Origin of the sequence: Actinomadura sp. DC4 (assembly GCF_030406325.1) — a bacterium.
Lineage (GTDB): Bacteria > Actinomycetota > Actinomycetes > Streptosporangiales > Streptosporangiaceae > Actinoallomurus.
Genome location: NZ_JAUEQY010000043.1, coordinates 23858 through 40148, shown reverse-complemented (window position 1 = coordinate 40148; position 16291 = coordinate 23858). Strand labels below are relative to the sequence as shown.

Here is a 16291-nt window from a genome sequence, read left to right as displayed (position 1 = left end):
TCCATGGCCGCGCGGGCGGCGTACGGGGGAGCTCCCGCCTGTGAAAGTCCCGGGTCCCCCGCCCGGCGCCTGTGCGGAACGAGCGCACCCACAGCACCCGAGCACGCCTCCACGCGAGCCGTGCCCAGGCATCTCCCGGCCGGGTCCTGCGGTCCCGGGACCCGACGGGGCGGACCTAGGACCTACGCCACAGATCCGGCAGGCGTACGGAACGAGCGCACCCACAGCACCCGAGCAACGGCGCGACCACGCCTCCAGCCCAGGCATCTCCCGCCCGCGAAAACCCGGGCCCCACGGTCCCGAGACCCGACGGGGCCCAGGAGCTGCGCCATAAACCCGGCGGGCGTACGGCACGGCCGTACCCACAGCGCCCGGCAGCGGCTGGTCGCCCACGGCGCCACCCGGGTCAACGACCGGCCTGGGCGCCTCGCCCGTCACCGGGCCGGATCACCGGCGTGGGAGCGCGGGTCCGCGGCCCCAGAACTGTCGCAGGGCCCGTACCGGAAACCGGTACGGGCCCTGCGGCGTTCGAGCCGTCGGCTCGAACTCAGTCGAGGTAGTCGCGCAGCACCTGCGAACGCGAGGGGTGCCTCAGCTTTGACATCGTCTTGGACTCGATCTGGCGGATGCGCTCGCGCGTCACGCCGTAGACCTTGCCGATCTCGTCCAGGGTCTTCGGCTGCCCGTCCGTGAGGCCGAACCGCATGGAGACCACGCCGGCCTCCCGCTCGCTCAGCGTGTCGAGCACCGAGTGGAGCTGCTCCTGCAGCAGCGTGAAGCTGACCGCGTCGGCCGGAACGATGGCCTCGGAGTCCTCGATGAGGTCACCGAACTCACTGTCACCGTCCTCACCGAGCGGCGTGTGCAGCGAGATCGGCTCACGGCCGTACTTCTGGACCTCGACCACCTTTTCAGGCGTCATGTCGAGTTCCTTGGCCAGCTCCTCCGGGGTCGGCTCGCGGCCGAGGTCCTGGAGCATCTGGCGCTGTACGCGGGCCAGCTTGTTGATGACCTCGACCATGTGCACCGGGATGCGGATCGTGCGCGCCTGGTCGGCCATGGCGCGGGTGATCGCCTGCCGGATCCACCAGGTGGCGTAGGTCGAGAACTTGTAGCCCTTGGTGTAGTCGAACTTCTCCACCGCGCGGATCAGACCGAGGTTGCCCTCCTGGATGAGGTCCAGGAAGAGCATGCCGCGGCCGGTGTAGCGCTTGGCGAGCGAGACGACCAGTCGGAGGTTGGCCTCGAGCAGGTGGTTCTTGGCCCGGCGGCCGTCCTCGGCGATCCACTCGAGGTCGTCGAGCACCTGGAACTCCAGGGCCGTCCGCTCGAGCGCGAGCTTCTCCTCGGCGAACAGGCCGGCCTCGATGCGCTTGGCGAGCTCGACCTCCTGCTCGGCGTTGAGCAGCGGGACCTTGCCGATCTGCTTGAGATAGTCCTTGACCGGGTCGGCGGTCGCACCCGCCGCAGCGATCTGCTGCGCCGGCGCGTCCTCGTCGTCGTCACCGATGACGAAGGACTCGTCCTCCGACGTGGGGCCCTTCTTCTCCGCGACGGGCGCGGGGGCCTCCTCGGGCTCGGCCTCGGCCGCGGGCTCGGTAACGCCCTCGGCCTCGTCGCCGGCCTCCAGGTCGGGGGCCTCGACGTCGTCACCGAGGTCGCTCAGGTCCGCCTCTTCGAGGTCGGTGACCTCGAGATCGGCGTCGCTGACGTCCTCTCCGTCCTCAGGCTCCTTTTCGGCCTTCGCGACGGGCTGCGGCGCGGACTTCTTCGCGGGCGCGGCCTTCTTGGGCTTGGCGGCGCTCTTCTTGGCGCGGGCGGGTTTCACCGGCGCCTCGGTGTCGTCGTCGACGACCGCGGTCACCGAATCCTGCTCTTTGGTGGCGGCGGTCGTCTTGGTCTTCTTGGTCGCGGGCGTCGCACGCTTGCTGCTGTTGCGCGCGCGCTTAGGCGCCGCGGAGTCGGCAGCGCTCACCATGACGGTCACACCCTCCTTGCTAAGACTCCGCAAGATGCTCGAGGCCTTCGACACGGGAATGTCGGCCTCCTCGAACGCACGGCGTACGTCGTCGGCCTCGAGGTAGCCCTGGGAACGCCCACGCTCGATCAATTGCCTGACAACGTGCTCGTGCAGCTCGGACGGCTTGGAGGTCGAACTCGCAGGCGACACAAACACCTCTCGAACGAACGTGTGGCTATGTTGACCCAGTGCTGTATCGGGCGCCGGCCCCGTAGACGCTTTGCGATGAGCAGCGTACCCCTGCCTCACTCTCGATCTAGCATTCTGGCACGCCTGCCTATTCCGCACGGTGGAGTCCGACCCGGTAGACCACCACCTTAGAGGGCTTGGGGTGGTCCTTCGTACGTGCTACGCCGTCTTCGGTGGAACATGTAGGGCAAGTACGGTCACGTCATCATCATGGTCATACCCGGCCAGCATCCGATCCACCAGGAAGTCGACAAGTATCTCGGGATCAGCGAGGACCTCGGGCGGAGCATCGGCGGCGATGGCCACGATCTCATCAAGGCCGGCGTCGAGACCCCGTCTTCGGTTCTCCACAAGTCCATCGGAGTAGAACACCACAGTGTTGCCGGGTGGCACGGAAAATCTTGTCTGATGCCGCTGTGAAGGCCACCCCAAGGGGGTGCCCGCCTCCGTGTCACTGACCCGTGGTGGCTTGTCCGGGAAGATGTACAAGGGCGGAAGGTGTCCCGCGTTGCTGATGACGCCCTCGCCCGTCGCCGGATCGATCACGGCGTACGCGAGCGTGGTGATCTGTTCGAGCCCCTCGGTGGCCGAGAAGAGCCGGTCGAGGCCGGACAGCACCGCCGCCGGGCGGGGATCGTTGAGCGCGAGGGCGCGCAGGGCGTTGCGCACGCGGCCCATTCCGGCCGCGGCCTTGACACCCTTGCCCATGACGTCGCCGATCGCGATCGCCACCCGGTCGTCCTGCAGCGGGAACGCGTCGTACCAGTCGCCGCCGACCTGCACGTGGCGTGTCGCGGGCTGGTAGCGCGCCGCCAGCCGCATGTGCGGAAGCTGGGGCAGTTGGTCCGGCAGCAGGCTGCGCTGGAGGGCCTCTGCGGTCTTGTGCTCGCGCTCGAACAGCGTCGCGCGCTCGACCGCCAGCGCGCACTGGCCGGCGAGCGCCTCGAGGAAGACGCGCTCCTCCTCGGTGATCTCACGCGGCCGCGTGAAGGAGAACCGGAGGGCGCCGAGCGCGCGGCCGGCGGCCAGCAGCGGCAGGCCCACCCAGGCGCGCTCGTCGGTGAGCTGCGCGAACGCGTCGATCTCCTCGGCCTGGATCTGCAGCCGCAGGCTCGTGGGGTTCTCGGCGAGGAACGGGCGCCGCTCGCGTACCGCGATCGACATCACGCTGGCGTCCTCGACGCCGATCTCCTCGCGGGCCGGGCCCGGAAGCTCGGGGATGCCGCCCGGCGTGATCGTGCGCAGCCGCACCTTGTCGTCGTCGAGCAGCGCCACCGCGGAACGGTCGGCGCCGATCGCGGACCGGCCGACCTCGGTGATCACGGCGACGACCTGGTTGACCGTCAGCGCCTCGGCCAGCATGGACGTGGCCTGCTGGAGCCGCGCGGTGCGCAGCGCCGCGGCGGAGAGCTGCTCGGTGAGCCGTCCCCGCATCTCCTCGGCCTCGCGCTTGCCGGTGACGTCGGTGTTGGCGCCGACCCACTCGACGATCTCGCCCTCGCGGCGGATCGGGACGGCGCGCACGTCGTAGTTGCGGTAGCCGCCGGCCCGCGTGCGAATGCGGTAGGTCGCCTCGAAGATGCGGTCGCCGGAGACGCAGCCCTGCCACGCCTCCTCGATGCGGGCGCGGTCCTCGCTGTGCACGGCGCCCAGCCAGCCATCGGCGGCGTACTCCTCGTGCGTCTGGCCGGTGATCGCGCGCCACTCGGGCGCGTCGTCCACGACCTTGCCGGTCGGCATGGTCACCCAGACGACCTGGGAGCTGGCCTCGACGAGGGAGCGGTAGCGCTCCTCCTTGCGGCGGATCGAGGTCTCGGCCAGCACGCGGTCGGTGACGTCGACGATCACGAGCACGACGCCGGTCAGCTCGCCGTCGGCGGCGCGGGAGGGGAACCAGGAGTACGCCCAGTGCCGCTCGCCGATCTGGAGGTCGACGTCGAGCACCGGGCGTTCTTCGTCGACGACCTTGCGCACGGCGGTCTCGACGAGCTCGCCCATCTCGTCGCCGAGCGCCTCGGACGGCTTCTTGCCCTCCAGGTCGGCGACGGTGGCGCCGTGAAGCCGGGCCATCGACTCGTTTGCCCGCTTGAATCGCAGGTCGGTATCGAAGAGCGCGAACCCGATCGGAGCCTCCCGTAGCAACGTGGCGAACAGCGCCGAGTCCGACGCGTCGAGACCGGAGAGCCGGGGATGCCGGGGATGCGGCACAGACGTATCGGTGCTCATGCTCGACACCTCCGTCGCGCGCCCGGCCCTACTGCTAGGCATTTCCGCATCACTATGGGTGAATGGGAGCAGGCTAGCGCTCCCGTCCTCCATCACAACACCGCTCGGAGTCAGGTTTTCATCATCTCGATGCTTCGCCGCCGACGGAAGTCCCGTTCGGCATCGATATCTTCGGCCGCGAAGAACACGGCCATGCCCGCCCGGCCGGGCACGCGACAGCGATGCCGCGCGTCCGGCAGGAAAGTTGATGATAAGCGCCAGCACGAGTGCGGCGGGCGAGATCGCCGATCTCGGCGAGTCTCATCTGCCACCGGCAGCCCGCCGACCAGGGAACACGGCTGCACGACGCGCAATAACGGACGCCATACTGACGAATATCGGTAATTCTTAATTAACGTCTTTCGTGCGCTCCCGCCCGCTACGCCTTGCTCTTGGCCTTCGCCGCCGCCTTCATCTGCTGCTTGTAGCTGCGCACCTCGCCGAGCGAGGCCTCGTCCACGATGTCGGCGACGGAGCGGTGGGAGGACTCCTCGCCGTAGTGGCCGGCCGCCTCCCGCCAGCCCTCGGGGCGTACGCCCAGCCGCTTGCCGAGGAGCGCCACGAAGATCTTGGCCTTCTGCTCGCCGAAGCCCGGCAGCGCGCCGACGCGTTTCAGCAGCTCGCGACCGGTCTCCGCGCCGGACCAGACCCGCTCGGCGTCGCCGTCGTAGGTCTCGACGAGGACGCGGCACAGGGACTGCACCCGCGCCGCCATCGCCTTGGGGAAGCGGTGCAGCGCCGGGCGCTCGCTGAAGACGGCCACCAGGGCGTCGGGGTCGTAGTCGGCCAGCTCGCCGGCCTCCGGGTCGTGCCCGAGCCGCCGCGCCAGGTCCGCCGGCGCGGAGAACGCGCGTTCGAGCGGGACCTGCTGGTCGAGCAGCATGGCCATGAGCAGCGCCAGGGGACTGCGGTTCAACAAGGCGTTGGCCTCGGGCGCGATGGGCAGCGAAACCGTCACGACTCCTACCTTCCGGACATGCGGGCGGCGGTCCTGTTCACCATCCTCTCAGGACGCGGGCCGCGCGCACCGCCATCTCACCCGGTCCACCTCATGACCAGGGCGATCACGGCGTACGGGACGGCGGCGAAGGCGAACAGCACGCCGGGGCCGGCCCAGGCCGAGCCCAGCGCGTAGCCGGCGAACGTCAGCACCGCCACGACCTCGACGCCGAAGCCGGCCATCGATGTGATCGTCGCTCGCGCCCGGCCCTCGATCCGCTCCTGCAGCCGCAGGTCGGCGGCGACCATCGCCCACTGGAATACCCCGAAGGCGACCGCCACGGCCACCAGCCCGGCGGGACGGCCGGAGACCGCGCCGGCCGCCAGGCAGACGGCGCCCACGGCGAGGGCGGGCCCGGCCCAGCGAGCGCCGCGGCCCCCGAGCCAGCCGCCGGCCGCGACGCCCACCGTGATCAGCAGCACGAGCAGCGGCAGCGTCGGGGCGCTCACGCCCGTGGCCCGTACGAGAAGGGGGACGTACTCATCCATCGCGTCGACCCCCGACACGGCCGCGACGACGATCAGGCACCGGCGTACGGCCGCGCTGCCCCTGATCTCGCCGAGGCCCGCGCGGAGCACCTCGGTGAAGCCCTCCTCGGCCTCGCCGCCCCCGCGCGACTCGGGGAAGGAACGGCCGACGGGCACGCCGAGCAGGGTGACGGCCACGCTGACGATCCCGACCGCGTGGTATCCGCCCAGGTGCATGACCGGTGCGGCCAGCGCGGTCGCCGCCATGACCGCGCTCGTCCCCATGGCCTGCGACCGGCCGATGAGGCGTCCGTACGCGCCGGTGGCGCCGAGGCGCTCCAGCTCGTCGTAGACCAGTGCCTGCAGTGCGCCGGACCGCAGGGATCCGCCCGCGCCCCACAGCACGAAGCCGAGCGCGAAGAAGAGATAGGAGGGGAAGAGCGTCCACAGCGCGTAGCCGGTCGCGGTGAGGCCCGGCGCGACGGTCAGCAGCAGCCGGCGCGAGAAGACGTCCGCCCACAGGCCGGACGGCACGTCGACCGCGAACCCCGTGACCGACCAGAGGACGAACAACGAGGAGATCTCCGCCGAGGACAGCCCGGCGTCGGCGAACAGCACCGCGTACACCGGGTAGAACACGACGAAGTCATCGAGGAACGCGTAAGCGTAGAGCCTGCGCGCGAGCCCGGACTCAGGTGAAGATCAATGTCGCCACGTCATGCCACCAGCGTACGGCCGCGGCCCGCCCGGCGGCACCCGGTTTTCCGGCCGGTACCGGTCGAGGGCCGGCCGGGAAATATGACGGAATGCTGACGTCACGCCGGAAAACGTGTGAACCGCCCGCGGATGGTGTTCGAATGGGGGGGTGAGCAGCGAAGGATCGCCGGTCGGGCGCCGCGTCGTGCTCGGCATGGTCGGGCTCGGCGCCGTCGGCGTCGTGGTCGGCGCCCGGGTCCAGAGCGGCGTGAACCGCGCGCTCGGACCGGTCAGTTCGGGGATCTCCGGGATCGTGCCCGCCGCCGGAGGGTTCCGCTTCTACACCGTGACCGGTTCGGTGAAGCACGTCGAGCCGGGCGAGTACCACCTGACCGTACGCGGCCTGGTCGATCGTCCGCGCTCGTTCAGCTTCGCCGAGCTGCAGGCACTCCCGCAGACCCGGATGACCGACACGTTCCACTGCGTCACCGGCTGGTCCGTGCCGAAGGTCGCCTGGGCGGGCGTCGCGCTGCCGGACCTCCTGAACGCCGTCGGCGTGGGGGCCGGGGCACGCGGCGTGAAGTTCACCTCCTTCGACGGCGAGTACACCGAGAGCCTCACGCTCGAGCAGGCGCGCCGCCGGGACGTGATCGTCGCGACCAGCATGCTCGGCGGGCCGGTGAGCCACGACCACGGCGGCCCGGTCCGGATGTACGTCGCCCCGATGTACGGCTACAAGTCCACCAAGTGGCTCAGCGGCATCGAGCTGGTCGACAAGGTGCGGCCCGGCTACTGGGAGACGCGCGGGTACGACGTGGACGGCTGGGTCGGGCACTCGAACGGGTACGGCTCGTGATCCGGTTCGCGCGGCCCGTCCGGTGGGTCCACCAGGTCACCGCGGCGCTGATGCTGGTCTGCCTGGCGACCGCGGCGGTGCTGTACGTCCCCGCGCTCGCCGAGACCGTGGGACGGCGGCACCTGATCCGGCTCATCCACGTCTACGCCGGGTTCGGGCTGCCCGTGCCGGCGCTGCTGGGCTGGGTCTCCCGCGCCTTCCGCGACGACCTGCGGCGGCTCAACCGGTTCTCCCCCGCCGACTGGGCCTGGCTGCGCGGCAAGGACCGGCGCGCGACGGTCCGCGGCCGCGGCATCCATCCGGTCGGCAAGTACAACGCCGGGCAGAAGCTCAACGCGGCGTTCTCCGCCGGGGCGATCCTGGTGATGCTCGGCACCGGCCTGATCCTGACCTACCCGCACCCGTGGCCGGACTCCGTACGGGCGGGCGCGACCTTCGTGCACGACTGGCTGTTCTTCGCGGTCTTCGTCGTCGTGGCCGGCCATCTCTACTACGCCCTGCGGGACCGCGGCTCGCTCGGCGGCATGTTCCTCGGGCACGTCTCGGAGGACTGGGCGGCACGGCACCACCCCGCCTGGCTCGACGAGCACGAGCGACCCGAGCGTGTCCCCGAGAAGTCTTGACACCTTCTCCGCGAGAGCCGAGATTCGAAAACGTGGCGGTACGCGCGGATGCCGCGTTCTTCATGATCGTTTCGTGCTAGGCGGAGGGTGGTCGGTCATATCTCCGACGCAGCTCATCTGGCGGCTCGACATCCCCTCACCCATCGTGAGGCGGCTGTCCCGTGACTTCGCCGTACTCTCCCCCGCGACGGTCGAGCGCTGCGTCGCGGACGTCGAAAGACGGGCCCGGCACCTCGGTGTCGATCTCACTCCGCACCACGTCGAACTCGTCGCGCGCGAGCATCTCATGGGCATGGTCAAGTCCGAACCACCGTCGGCACGTCGAGCCGAACGTCCTTCGGGCGAGTAGGGTTAGTGGCCGGACACCGGACCACTTTTCCCTCGGCCGCCGCTCTCGGACGCGCCATGGGACGTATTGCGAAAAGGTAGCCCTGTGAGCGACCTGCGCGAGCCGCTGGGCGCGCGAGCCTTGCTGATGCCGGCCGTGGCGCCGCGTCATGCGGCGCGCCCGAGCCGGCGATCCGGTGTGGTCACCGCATGAGCGGAGCCACCACCGGCGAGTGTCGCCCCTCCCCGCGCCGGGCGCCGCGTGGTGAGGCTGCATGACACGGCGCAGCGCCCAGCCCCCCGACGCCGTGTTCACCGACATGCTCCGCGCCGCCCGCGAGCTCCTCGCCGTACGCAGCCCGCTCGACGCGGAGCTGCTCGTGAGCGAGATGCTCGGCACCTGGTGGGGCACGCGGCTGAGGTACGACGACGTCGAGGAGGTCGTCGGCGAGGCCCTGGTCGACCACGCCGCGCGGGCCCGTACGCCCGCGGCGCTCGCCCTGCTCACCGGCATCGCCTACCTCGGCACGCCGCGCCAGGCGGCGAAGGCCGAGCAGGCCGCGCTGCCGCTCATGGAGGCGGGGGTCGCCCGGCCGGGCTGGGCCGGGCGGGTCGGCATGGTCGTGCCCGACGACTGCTTCGTGTCGCGTGACGTCTACGGCGACCAGGACTCGGTCGTGTGCACCTACACCTACGGCGGGGAGGAGCACCACGCGCTCGTGGTCGTCATCGACCACAACGAGCGCGGCATGGTGGTCGACGCCTGGGTGTCCTCGCAGGTGGAAAAGCTGCTCGGCTACTGCCGCCAGGAGGCCGAGGACAACCCGCTGATGTGCTTCGAGACCATCTCGGCGAGCCGCGCCCGCGCGCTGCTGGAGAAGGCCCTGGCCGTCACCGACGAGATCGAGGACCCGCCGGTCAAGGAGACGTTCGGGTCCTACCACGCGTTCCTGCGGGCGCGGATGCGCGCGCTGCCGCCCGGCGCCCGGCGGCCGGCCCCGCCGGCCTACAGCCGCGACCGGCGCGCGACGATCGCGGCGCAGTTCCTCGCCTCCGACGAGGCCGAGGGTCTTTCGGACCGTTCCGCCGCGAGCCGCTGCGTCGATCGCATCATCGACTACGGCTGTGACAACGACTTCGGCCGCCCGCTGCGGGTGAGCCCGATCAAGTGCGAGACGTTCCTGCTGCACTTCCTCCCGCGCAAGGTGATGCTCTCCCCCGGCGAGCAGGACGCGATGCCGCACGTGCTCGCGGCCTGGGTGCGCTGGGCCAGCGCCCGCACCCGCCTGCACGAGGAGGGCGTACGGCAGACGCTCGACAAGGTCTGGGACATCACCGGCAAGTTCGCGCAGGCCTACCGCGACCCGACGACGTTCGGCCTCGACCGCGAGCTGGTCGAGCGCCTGCTGCCCGACGGCGACCTGGAGGCGCTCGCCCGGCGCGCGTTCGCGTTCCCGTTCCTGACCGCGGGCAACGCCGACATCGACCTCACCCGGCTCGACCCCTCCGACGACCACGACCGGCGGCTGCTGCTCGACTTCGAGCACCCCGACCACGACGTGGAGCACATCGAGACGCACCTCCGCCTCGCCCGGCGCCTCTGGAACGGCGACCCGCCCCAGCTCTGGACGGTCGCCGAATACCTCCTCGACAAGGGCCACGACCGGCACGACATCCTGCACCGCCTGATGGCGATCCTGGACGAGGTCGGCGACGACCCCCGCGCGCTGCGCGCGGCGCTGCGAGGCCTGCGCGACGAAGTCTGACCGCTTGGGCGGTTACGGCCTTGGCATCGGCGATCGCCCCGTTTCGGGCGAAATCATGGTAGAGAACGGGGACGCACCCGTTCGCCGTCGTCCGGGTGCCGCTTCACGGCCGAAGGGGGACTTCCATGGCCGACAGCCTCTACCGCCCGCTCGGGGGCGGGCGGTTCCAGGCGACCGAGCTGACGCAGGGGCCATGGGACCCGCGGCACCAGCACGGCAGTCCGCCCGCCGCTCTGCTCACCCACGAGCTGGAGCACACCGACCCGCAGCCGGACATGGCCGTCTCCCAGCTCGCCATCGACATCCTCGGCCCGATCCCGATCGGCGAGGTCACCGTGCACACCGAGGTCGTACGGCCCGGGCGGCGGGTGCAGAGCGTCGCCGCCGAGATGGTCGCCGACGGGCGCCCGGTCGCGTACGCGCGGGCCTGGCGGCTGCGGCGGGCCGACACCGAGGCGATCGCGTCGGAGACCGCGACCGCCCGGCTGCCCGTCCCCGGCACCTCCGTGGACGAGTCGCCGCTGCCGGACTTCGGGTACTTCCACGCGCTCGAGTGGCGCTTCGCCGAGGGCGGGTTCCTGCTGAACGGACCGGCCGTGCTGTGGGCGCGTCTCGCGGTGCCGGTGCTGCCCGGTGAGGAGCCCTCGCCGCTGCAGCGGGTGACCGGGGTCGCGGACACCGCCAGCGGCGTCAGCTCCGAGCTGAGCTTCGCCGCGTACACCTTCTCCAACGTCGACTTCACCCTGCACCTGCTGCGCCCGCAGTCCGGCGAGTGGACCTGCCTCGACGCGGCGACGACGGTCGGCCCGGCGGGCAGCGGGCTGTGCCGCACGCGCCTGTACGACGAGCGCGGCGACTTCGGCAGCGTCGCGCAGACGCTCTTCGTGGCCCGCCGCGACTGACGTCCGCGATCGGACGCGCGCGGCCCGGCTGTGTGTCGTTTCAGCGGGCATCACTTCTGCATGACCGCTCTGGAGCAACCCGCCATCCTGACCCCCTCGCAGGCGCGGGAGGTCTTCCGCACCGGCGAGGTGCCGGACACGACGAGTGGCTGGTGCCGTGGATACGTGCAGGCGAACCTCCTCGCCGTGCCGCGGGACCTGGCCTTCGACGCGCTGCTGTTCGCCGTCCGCAACCCCGGCCCGTGCCCGCTGCTGGAGGTCACCGACGCCGGTGACCCGTACGTCCACGACATCGCCTCCGCCGACCTGCGCACCGACCTTCCCGCCTACCGGGTGTACGAGCACGGGCGGCTCGTCGCCGAGGTACCCGACGCCACGGCGTACTGGCGCGACGACCTCGTCGCGCTCCTGATCGGCTGCAGCTTCACCTTCGAGGCCGCGCTCGCGACGGCCGGCGTGCCGCTGCGCCACATCGAGCAGGGCCGCAACGTGCCGATGTACGTCACGTCCCGCGCCTGCCGCCCGGCCGGCCGGCTCGCCGGGCCGCTCGTGGTCTCCATGCGACCGGTCCCCGCCGACCTGGTCGGCGTCGCCGCCGAGGTCACCGCGCGGCACCCCGTCGCCCACGGCGCGCCCGTGCACGCCGGGGGCCCGGCCGCGCTCGGCATCGCGTCGCTGGACCGGCCCGACTTCGGGGACGCGGTGGAGATACCGGACGGCGACGTTCCGGTGTTCTGGGCCTGTGGCGTGACGCCGCAGGCCGTCGTGATGGCGAGCGAGACGCCGTTCGTCATCACACACTCACCCGGACGGATGCTGATCACCGACCGTACGGATGAGAACCTGGCCTGATGATCGACCTGAACGCGGACCTGGGCGAGGGGTTCGGGCCCTGGCGGCTCGGCGACGACCTCGCCCTGCTCTCCATCGTGACCAGCGCGAACGTCGCCTGCGGCTTCCACGCCGGCGACCCGCTGATCATCAGGCGGGCGTGCGCCGCCGCGGTCGAGCGCGGCGTGACGATCGGGGCGCAGGTGTCCTACCGCGACCTCGCCGGGTTCGGCCGCCGGGAGATGGACGTCGCCCCGGACGAGCTCGCCGCCGAGGTTCTCTACCAGATCGCCGCGCTCGACGGCGTCGCCCGTGCCGAGGGCGGGCGCGTGCGTTACGTGAAGCCGCACGGCGCGCTGTACAACCGGCTCGTACGCGACCCGGTGCAGGCGTCCGCGGTGGCCGCCGCGGTGACGGCCTACGACGCGACGCTGCCGGTGCTGACCCTCCCCGGCTCGGCGCTGCACGAGGTCGAGGGCGTCACCACGCTCAACGAGTGCTTCGCCGACCGCGCGTACACCCCCGAGGGCCGCCTCGTCTCGCGCCGCGAGCCCGGCGCGGTCATCGACGAGCCGGACCGCGTCGCCGCGCGTGCGCTGCGGATGGCCACCGACCGCACGGTGGAGGCCGTCGACGGCTCCGAGGTGCGCGTCGACGCCCGGTCGATCTGCGTGCACGGCGACACCCCGGGAGCGGTCGAGATCGCCCGGTCCGTCCGCACGGCGCTGGAGCGGGCCGGCGTACGGCTGGAGCCGTTCGCGTGAGGGTGCGGCGCGCGGGCGACGCCGCGCTGCTCATCGAGACCGAGGCGCCGCACCGCCTGAACGCCGCCGTACGCGGCCTCGCCCCGCCCGGGGTCCTCGACGTCGTTCCCGGGGCCGGCACGCTGCTCGTGACCGCGCGGCCGGGCACCGACCTCGGCCGTCTCGGCGCGCTCCTGGACGACCTGCCGCTGCCGGAGGCGTACGAGACGGGCGGCGAGCCGTTGCGCGTGCCGGTCGTCTACGACGGCGCGGACCTGGACGAGGTCGCCTCGCTCACCGGGCTGAGCCGGGAGGAGGTGGTCGGCCGCCACGCGGACGCCGAGTACGTCGTGGCCTATCTGGGGTTCTCCCCGGGGTTCGGCTACCTCACCGGCCTGGACGAACGCCTGCACGTGCCGCGTCGCGACTCGCCGCGCACCGCGGTCCCGGCCGGATCGGTCGCGATCGCCGGGCCGTACGGCGCCGTCTATCCCTCGCCGTCGCCGGGCGGATGGCGGCTGCTCGGCCGTACGACGCTGCGGCTGTGGGACCCCGAGCGCGAGCCGCCCTCGCTGCTGCAACCCGGCACCCGGGTCCGTTTCGAGGTGGCCACATGATCGAGGTCGTACGCTCCGGGCCACTCGCCACCGTCCAGGACCTGGGCCGTGCCGGGTACGCCCACCTGGGAGTGCCGTTCTCCGGCGCGGCGGACCGGCCGAGCCTGTGCCTGGCCAACCGCCTCGTCGGCAACCCCGAGGACGCCGCCGGGCTGGAGCTGACCTTCGGCGGCGCCGCGCTGCGCTTCGAGGCGGCGGCGTGGATCGCGGTGACGGGCGCGCCCCTGCACCTGCGGCCGGGGACGATGAACGCACCCTCGTACGTCCCGGCCGGCGCGGTCGTGGAGTTCGGCGCGCCGTCCGCCGGTGTGCGGACCTACGTCGGCGTACGGGGCGGCATCGACGTTCCGGCGGTGCTCGGCAGCCGGTCCACCGACATGCTGTCCGGGCTCGGCCCGCCGCCGCTGTCGGCCGGCGACCGCCTGCGGGTCGGGCGCACCACGGGCCAGATCACCGTGGACGTGGCGCCCGGGATCGATCCGGAGGACGAACCCGTGCTGCGGATCACGGCGGGGCCGCGCGACGACTGGTTCGAGACCCTCGCCCCGCTCGGCGAGGCGGCGTACGAGGTGACCGCGCGGAGCAACCGCGTGGGGGTACGGCTGGACGGTCCGGCGCTCGCCCGCCGGCGTCAGGGCGAGCTGCCGAGCGAGGGCATGGTCACCGGGGCGCTGCAGGTGCCGCCGAACGGGCTGCCGATCATTTTCCTGGCGGACCATCCGACGACCGGCGGGTATCCCGTCGCGGCGGTGCTGGCCGGCGCCGACATCGCGCGGGCAGGGCAGCTCCGCCCTGGTCAGCGGGTGAGGTTCCGGTTGTCCGGCTCGCGGTCACCAGCGCCGGCCGTCTTTGGCCTGAGGCGGTAACTCGACGACGGTGACGTCGTTGGCGATCCGCAGGCCGGCGGCGGACTCCCGCGCCACCGCCTCGATCAGCGCGCGGCGGCGTGCGGTGGCCACCTGACCGCGCAGCACGACCACGTCGTCGCGTACGTCGACGTCGATGCCGAACTCCACGGTGCGGGCGTCTTGGGCGAGACGATCCCGGATCCGGGCCGCGAGACGGTGTGGTGCGTTATCGGTGGTCATGCACCGCTCCCTTCCCGTGGCTCACCGTCCCCTCCGAACGATGGCACAGCCGGGCCGGATCCGCCCTCGGTCCGAGCAAGGCACCGCGGCCCCCCGCGATGCCCTGTCCTGGCGGTCTGTGCCCGTACGTCCGCTCACCAAACGCCCGAACGGCAACAGATCTTCGGTCCGCGCGGGCACGGCGGAGGCTCGGCCGAATGCGGCCATTACCCGGACCGACCGCGGCGAATTCCCGTCGGTCTTCCGGGGGCGGGCGCCCGTAACGCCGACCGGGCTTCGCCGAATGCCGTAAATGGTAATAATTCGCCGATCTCCGCAGCGGTCTCATCTCGCGTATCCACAGGTGAGAGAAGTGTTGCACTTGATCGATCTTGTGCCGCCGGGGCATGGAGTCCGGGGGCGTTCCGCGCCCGAGACCGCGATTTCCGATTCGCAGCTTTACCGAATTAAGGGGGAGTTTGACGTCAATGTCGGCGGTTAGGTTTTGTGTACTACTTTCACCGACTTGAGGAGCGGTTGTTGAGGATCGACCTGGTCTCCGAGCACGCGAGCCCGCTGGCGACGACCGGCGGCGGCCAGAGCGTCCACGTCGCGGGGCTCGCCGCCGCGCTGGCCCGGCGCGGCCACGAGGTGACCGTGCACACCCGCCGGGACGACGTCGCACTGCCCGACTCGATGCCGTACGCGCGGGGTGTCACGGTCGAGCACATACGTGCCGGTCCCGCGCGGCCCGTCGCGCGGGACGAGCTGCTGCCGTACATGCCGGAGTTCGCGGCGGAGCTGGCGCGGCGGTGGGCGGCCGGCCCGCCGGACGTCGTCCACGCGCACTTCTGGATGAGCGGGCTGGCCGCGCTCGGCGGCGCGGCCGGCCTGGACATCCCGGTCGTGCAGACGTTCCACGCCCTGGGCGGCGCCGGGCGGGAGGGCGGCCCGCCCGAGCGGCTCCGGCTCGAGACCCAGGCCGGCTGGGACGCCGCCGCCATCATCGCCACCTGCGGCGAGGAGGCCCGGGAGCTGGGCGCGTACGGCATCCCGCCGGAGTCGGTGCACGTGGTACCGGGCGGCGTCGACGCCGGGCGTTTCCGGCCCGGCGGCCCGGCCGCCGCGCGCGGGGACCGGGGGCGCGTCATCACGGTCGGGCGGCTCGAGGGCGCCGGCACCCTCATCGAGGCGCTGTGCCACGTACCGGAGGCGGAGCTCGTCGTCGTCGGCGGTCCCGCCCGTGCCGACCTCGGCCGCGACCCCGAGGCGACGCGGCTGCGCCGGCTGGCGGCGGCCCGCGGCGTCGGCAGGCGGGTCGTGTTCACCGGGCGGGTACGGCACGAGGACCTGCCCGCACTGCTCCGGTCCGCCGACGTCGCCGTGTTCCTGCCGTCGCACGCGTCGTCCGGCCTCGCGGCGATCGAGGCGATGGCGTGCGGGGTTCCCGTGGTCGTCTCGGCGGCCGGCGGCCATCTCGACACGGTCATGGACGGGGTCACGGGCCTGCACGTCCCGCCGCGCGTACCCCCGGGGACGCTGGCCGGGCGGCTGCGGCGGCTGCTCGCCGACCCGCGCCTGGGGCCCTCGCTCGGCGCCGCCGGGGCGGCCCGCGTCCGCGAGCGCCACACCTGGGACCACGTCGCGGCCGGAACCGAGGCCGTCTACACCCGGGTGGCCGACGCCAGCCCGGCGGTGCCGGCGCGGTCCTAGGCGGCCGCGTCCTGGCGGTCCGTGCGCTGGGCGGGGTACAGCCAGCGGCGCATCACCCGGCTCAGCCCCGGGTTGAACGCGTACGTGAGCGCGGGCACGACGACGAGCGGGAACAGCAGGCTGAGCGGGTAGACCGCGAGGAGGGTGACGGCGACCATCTTGGGCCGGGCCGGAGGCGTCACCGCGTCACCGCGTCACCGCGTCACCGC

16 protein-coding genes are annotated in these 16291 nt (G+C 72.2%); 10 read left to right on the top strand and 6 right to left on the bottom strand.

Going from position 1 to position 16291, the window contains the following annotated elements; genetic code table 11:
* Nucleotides 1–547 precede the first annotated feature (547 nt).
* The 4 genes from QWU11_RS42650 to QWU11_RS42635 form a co-directional block, all read right to left on the bottom strand.
* A complete protein-coding gene (locus QWU11_RS42650) occupies nt 548–2170 on the bottom strand; it encodes an RNA polymerase sigma factor (RefSeq protein ID WP_290120291.1) in 1623 nt (540 codons plus the stop codon).
* Between the two features lie 198 nt (nt 2171–2368).
* Nucleotides 2369–4435 (bottom strand): SpoIIE family protein phosphatase, encoded by a 2067-nt coding sequence (locus QWU11_RS42645; RefSeq protein WP_290120290.1) that lies wholly within the window; start codon nt 4433–4435, stop codon nt 2369–2371.
* Nucleotides 4436–4853: 418 nt separating this feature from the next.
* Nucleotides 4854–5432 carry an HhH-GPD-type base excision DNA repair protein gene (locus tag QWU11_RS42640; protein ID WP_290120289.1) on the bottom strand — a complete coding sequence of 193 codons (579 nt, stop codon included), beginning with the start codon at nt 5430–5432 and terminating at the stop codon, nt 4854–4856.
* Nucleotides 5433–5509: 77 nt separating this feature from the next.
* Nucleotides 5510–6580, bottom strand: a complete 1071-nt coding sequence (locus QWU11_RS42635; RefSeq protein WP_290120288.1) for an MFS transporter — start codon at nt 6578–6580, stop codon at nt 5510–5512.
* A gap of 226 nt (nt 6581–6806) precedes the next feature.
* Here QWU11_RS42635 and QWU11_RS42630 point away from each other — a divergent pair, with 226 nt between their 5' ends.
* The 9 genes from QWU11_RS42630 (at nt 6807) to QWU11_RS42590 (ending at nt 14168) form a co-directional block, all read left to right on the top strand.
* Nucleotides 6807–7493: a molybdopterin-dependent oxidoreductase gene (locus tag QWU11_RS42630; RefSeq protein ID WP_290120287.1), complete on the top strand. Its 687-nt coding sequence runs from the start codon at nt 6807–6809 to the stop codon at nt 7491–7493.
* Nucleotides 7490–8116, top strand: a complete 627-nt coding sequence (locus QWU11_RS42625; protein WP_290120286.1) for a cytochrome b/b6 domain-containing protein — start codon at nt 7490–7492, stop codon at nt 8114–8116. The genes QWU11_RS42630 and QWU11_RS42625 overlap by 4 nt, the downstream gene beginning before the upstream one ends.
* A gap of 73 nt (nt 8117–8189) precedes the next feature.
* Complete coding sequence (locus tag QWU11_RS42620; RefSeq protein WP_290120285.1) at nt 8190–8465, top strand: hypothetical protein; 276 nt, start codon at nt 8190–8192, stop codon at nt 8463–8465.
* Between the two features lie 253 nt (nt 8466–8718).
* Nucleotides 8719–10209 (top strand): hypothetical protein, encoded by a 1491-nt coding sequence (locus tag QWU11_RS42615; protein ID WP_290120284.1) that lies wholly within the window; start codon nt 8719–8721, stop codon nt 10207–10209.
* Nucleotides 10210–10334: 125 nt separating this feature from the next.
* On the top strand, nt 10335–11111 hold the full coding sequence (locus QWU11_RS42610) for a thioesterase family protein (protein ID WP_290120283.1): 777 nt from the start codon (nt 10335–10337) through the stop codon (nt 11109–11111).
* 60 nt (nt 11112–11171) lie between these two features.
* The gene (locus tag QWU11_RS42605) at nt 11172–11963 is read left to right on the top strand and encodes a putative hydro-lyase (RefSeq protein ID WP_290120282.1); all 792 of its coding nucleotides are present in this window, start codon (nt 11172–11174) and stop codon (nt 11961–11963) included.
* Complete coding sequence (locus tag QWU11_RS42600) at nt 11960–12706, top strand: 5-oxoprolinase subunit PxpA (protein ID WP_290120322.1); 747 nt, start codon at nt 11960–11962, stop codon at nt 12704–12706. The genes QWU11_RS42605 and QWU11_RS42600 overlap by 4 nt, the downstream gene beginning before the upstream one ends.
* Entirely contained in the window at nt 12703–13302 is a 600-nt protein-coding gene (pxpB, locus tag QWU11_RS42595) for a 5-oxoprolinase subunit PxpB (protein ID WP_290120281.1), read from the top strand. Before QWU11_RS42600 ends, pxpB begins: the two co-directional genes overlap by 4 nt.
* On the top strand, nt 13299–14168 hold the full coding sequence (locus QWU11_RS42590) for a biotin-dependent carboxyltransferase family protein (protein WP_290120280.1): 870 nt from the start codon (nt 13299–13301) through the stop codon (nt 14166–14168). The genes pxpB and QWU11_RS42590 overlap by 4 nt, the downstream gene beginning before the upstream one ends.
* On the opposite strand, the gene QWU11_RS42585 is transcribed toward QWU11_RS42590, so the two are convergent.
* Nucleotides 14133–14390 carry a BON domain-containing protein gene (locus QWU11_RS42585; protein WP_290120279.1) on the bottom strand — a complete coding sequence of 86 codons (258 nt, stop codon included), beginning with the start codon at nt 14388–14390 and terminating at the stop codon, nt 14133–14135. The two genes, QWU11_RS42590 and QWU11_RS42585, sit on opposite strands and share 36 nt — an antisense overlap.
* 519 nt (nt 14391–14909) lie before the next feature.
* Here QWU11_RS42585 and QWU11_RS42580 point away from each other — a divergent pair.
* The gene (locus tag QWU11_RS42580; RefSeq protein ID WP_290120278.1) at nt 14910–16082 is read left to right on the top strand and encodes a glycosyltransferase; all 1173 of its coding nucleotides are present in this window, start codon (nt 14910–14912) and stop codon (nt 16080–16082) included.
* Here the strand turns inward: QWU11_RS42580 and QWU11_RS42575 are convergent.
* Nucleotides 16079–16264: a hypothetical protein gene (locus QWU11_RS42575; RefSeq protein ID WP_290120277.1), complete on the bottom strand. Its 186-nt coding sequence runs from the start codon at nt 16262–16264 to the stop codon at nt 16079–16081. The genes QWU11_RS42580 and QWU11_RS42575 overlap by 4 nt on opposite strands.
* Between the last annotated feature and the right edge of the window lie 27 nt (nt 16265–16291).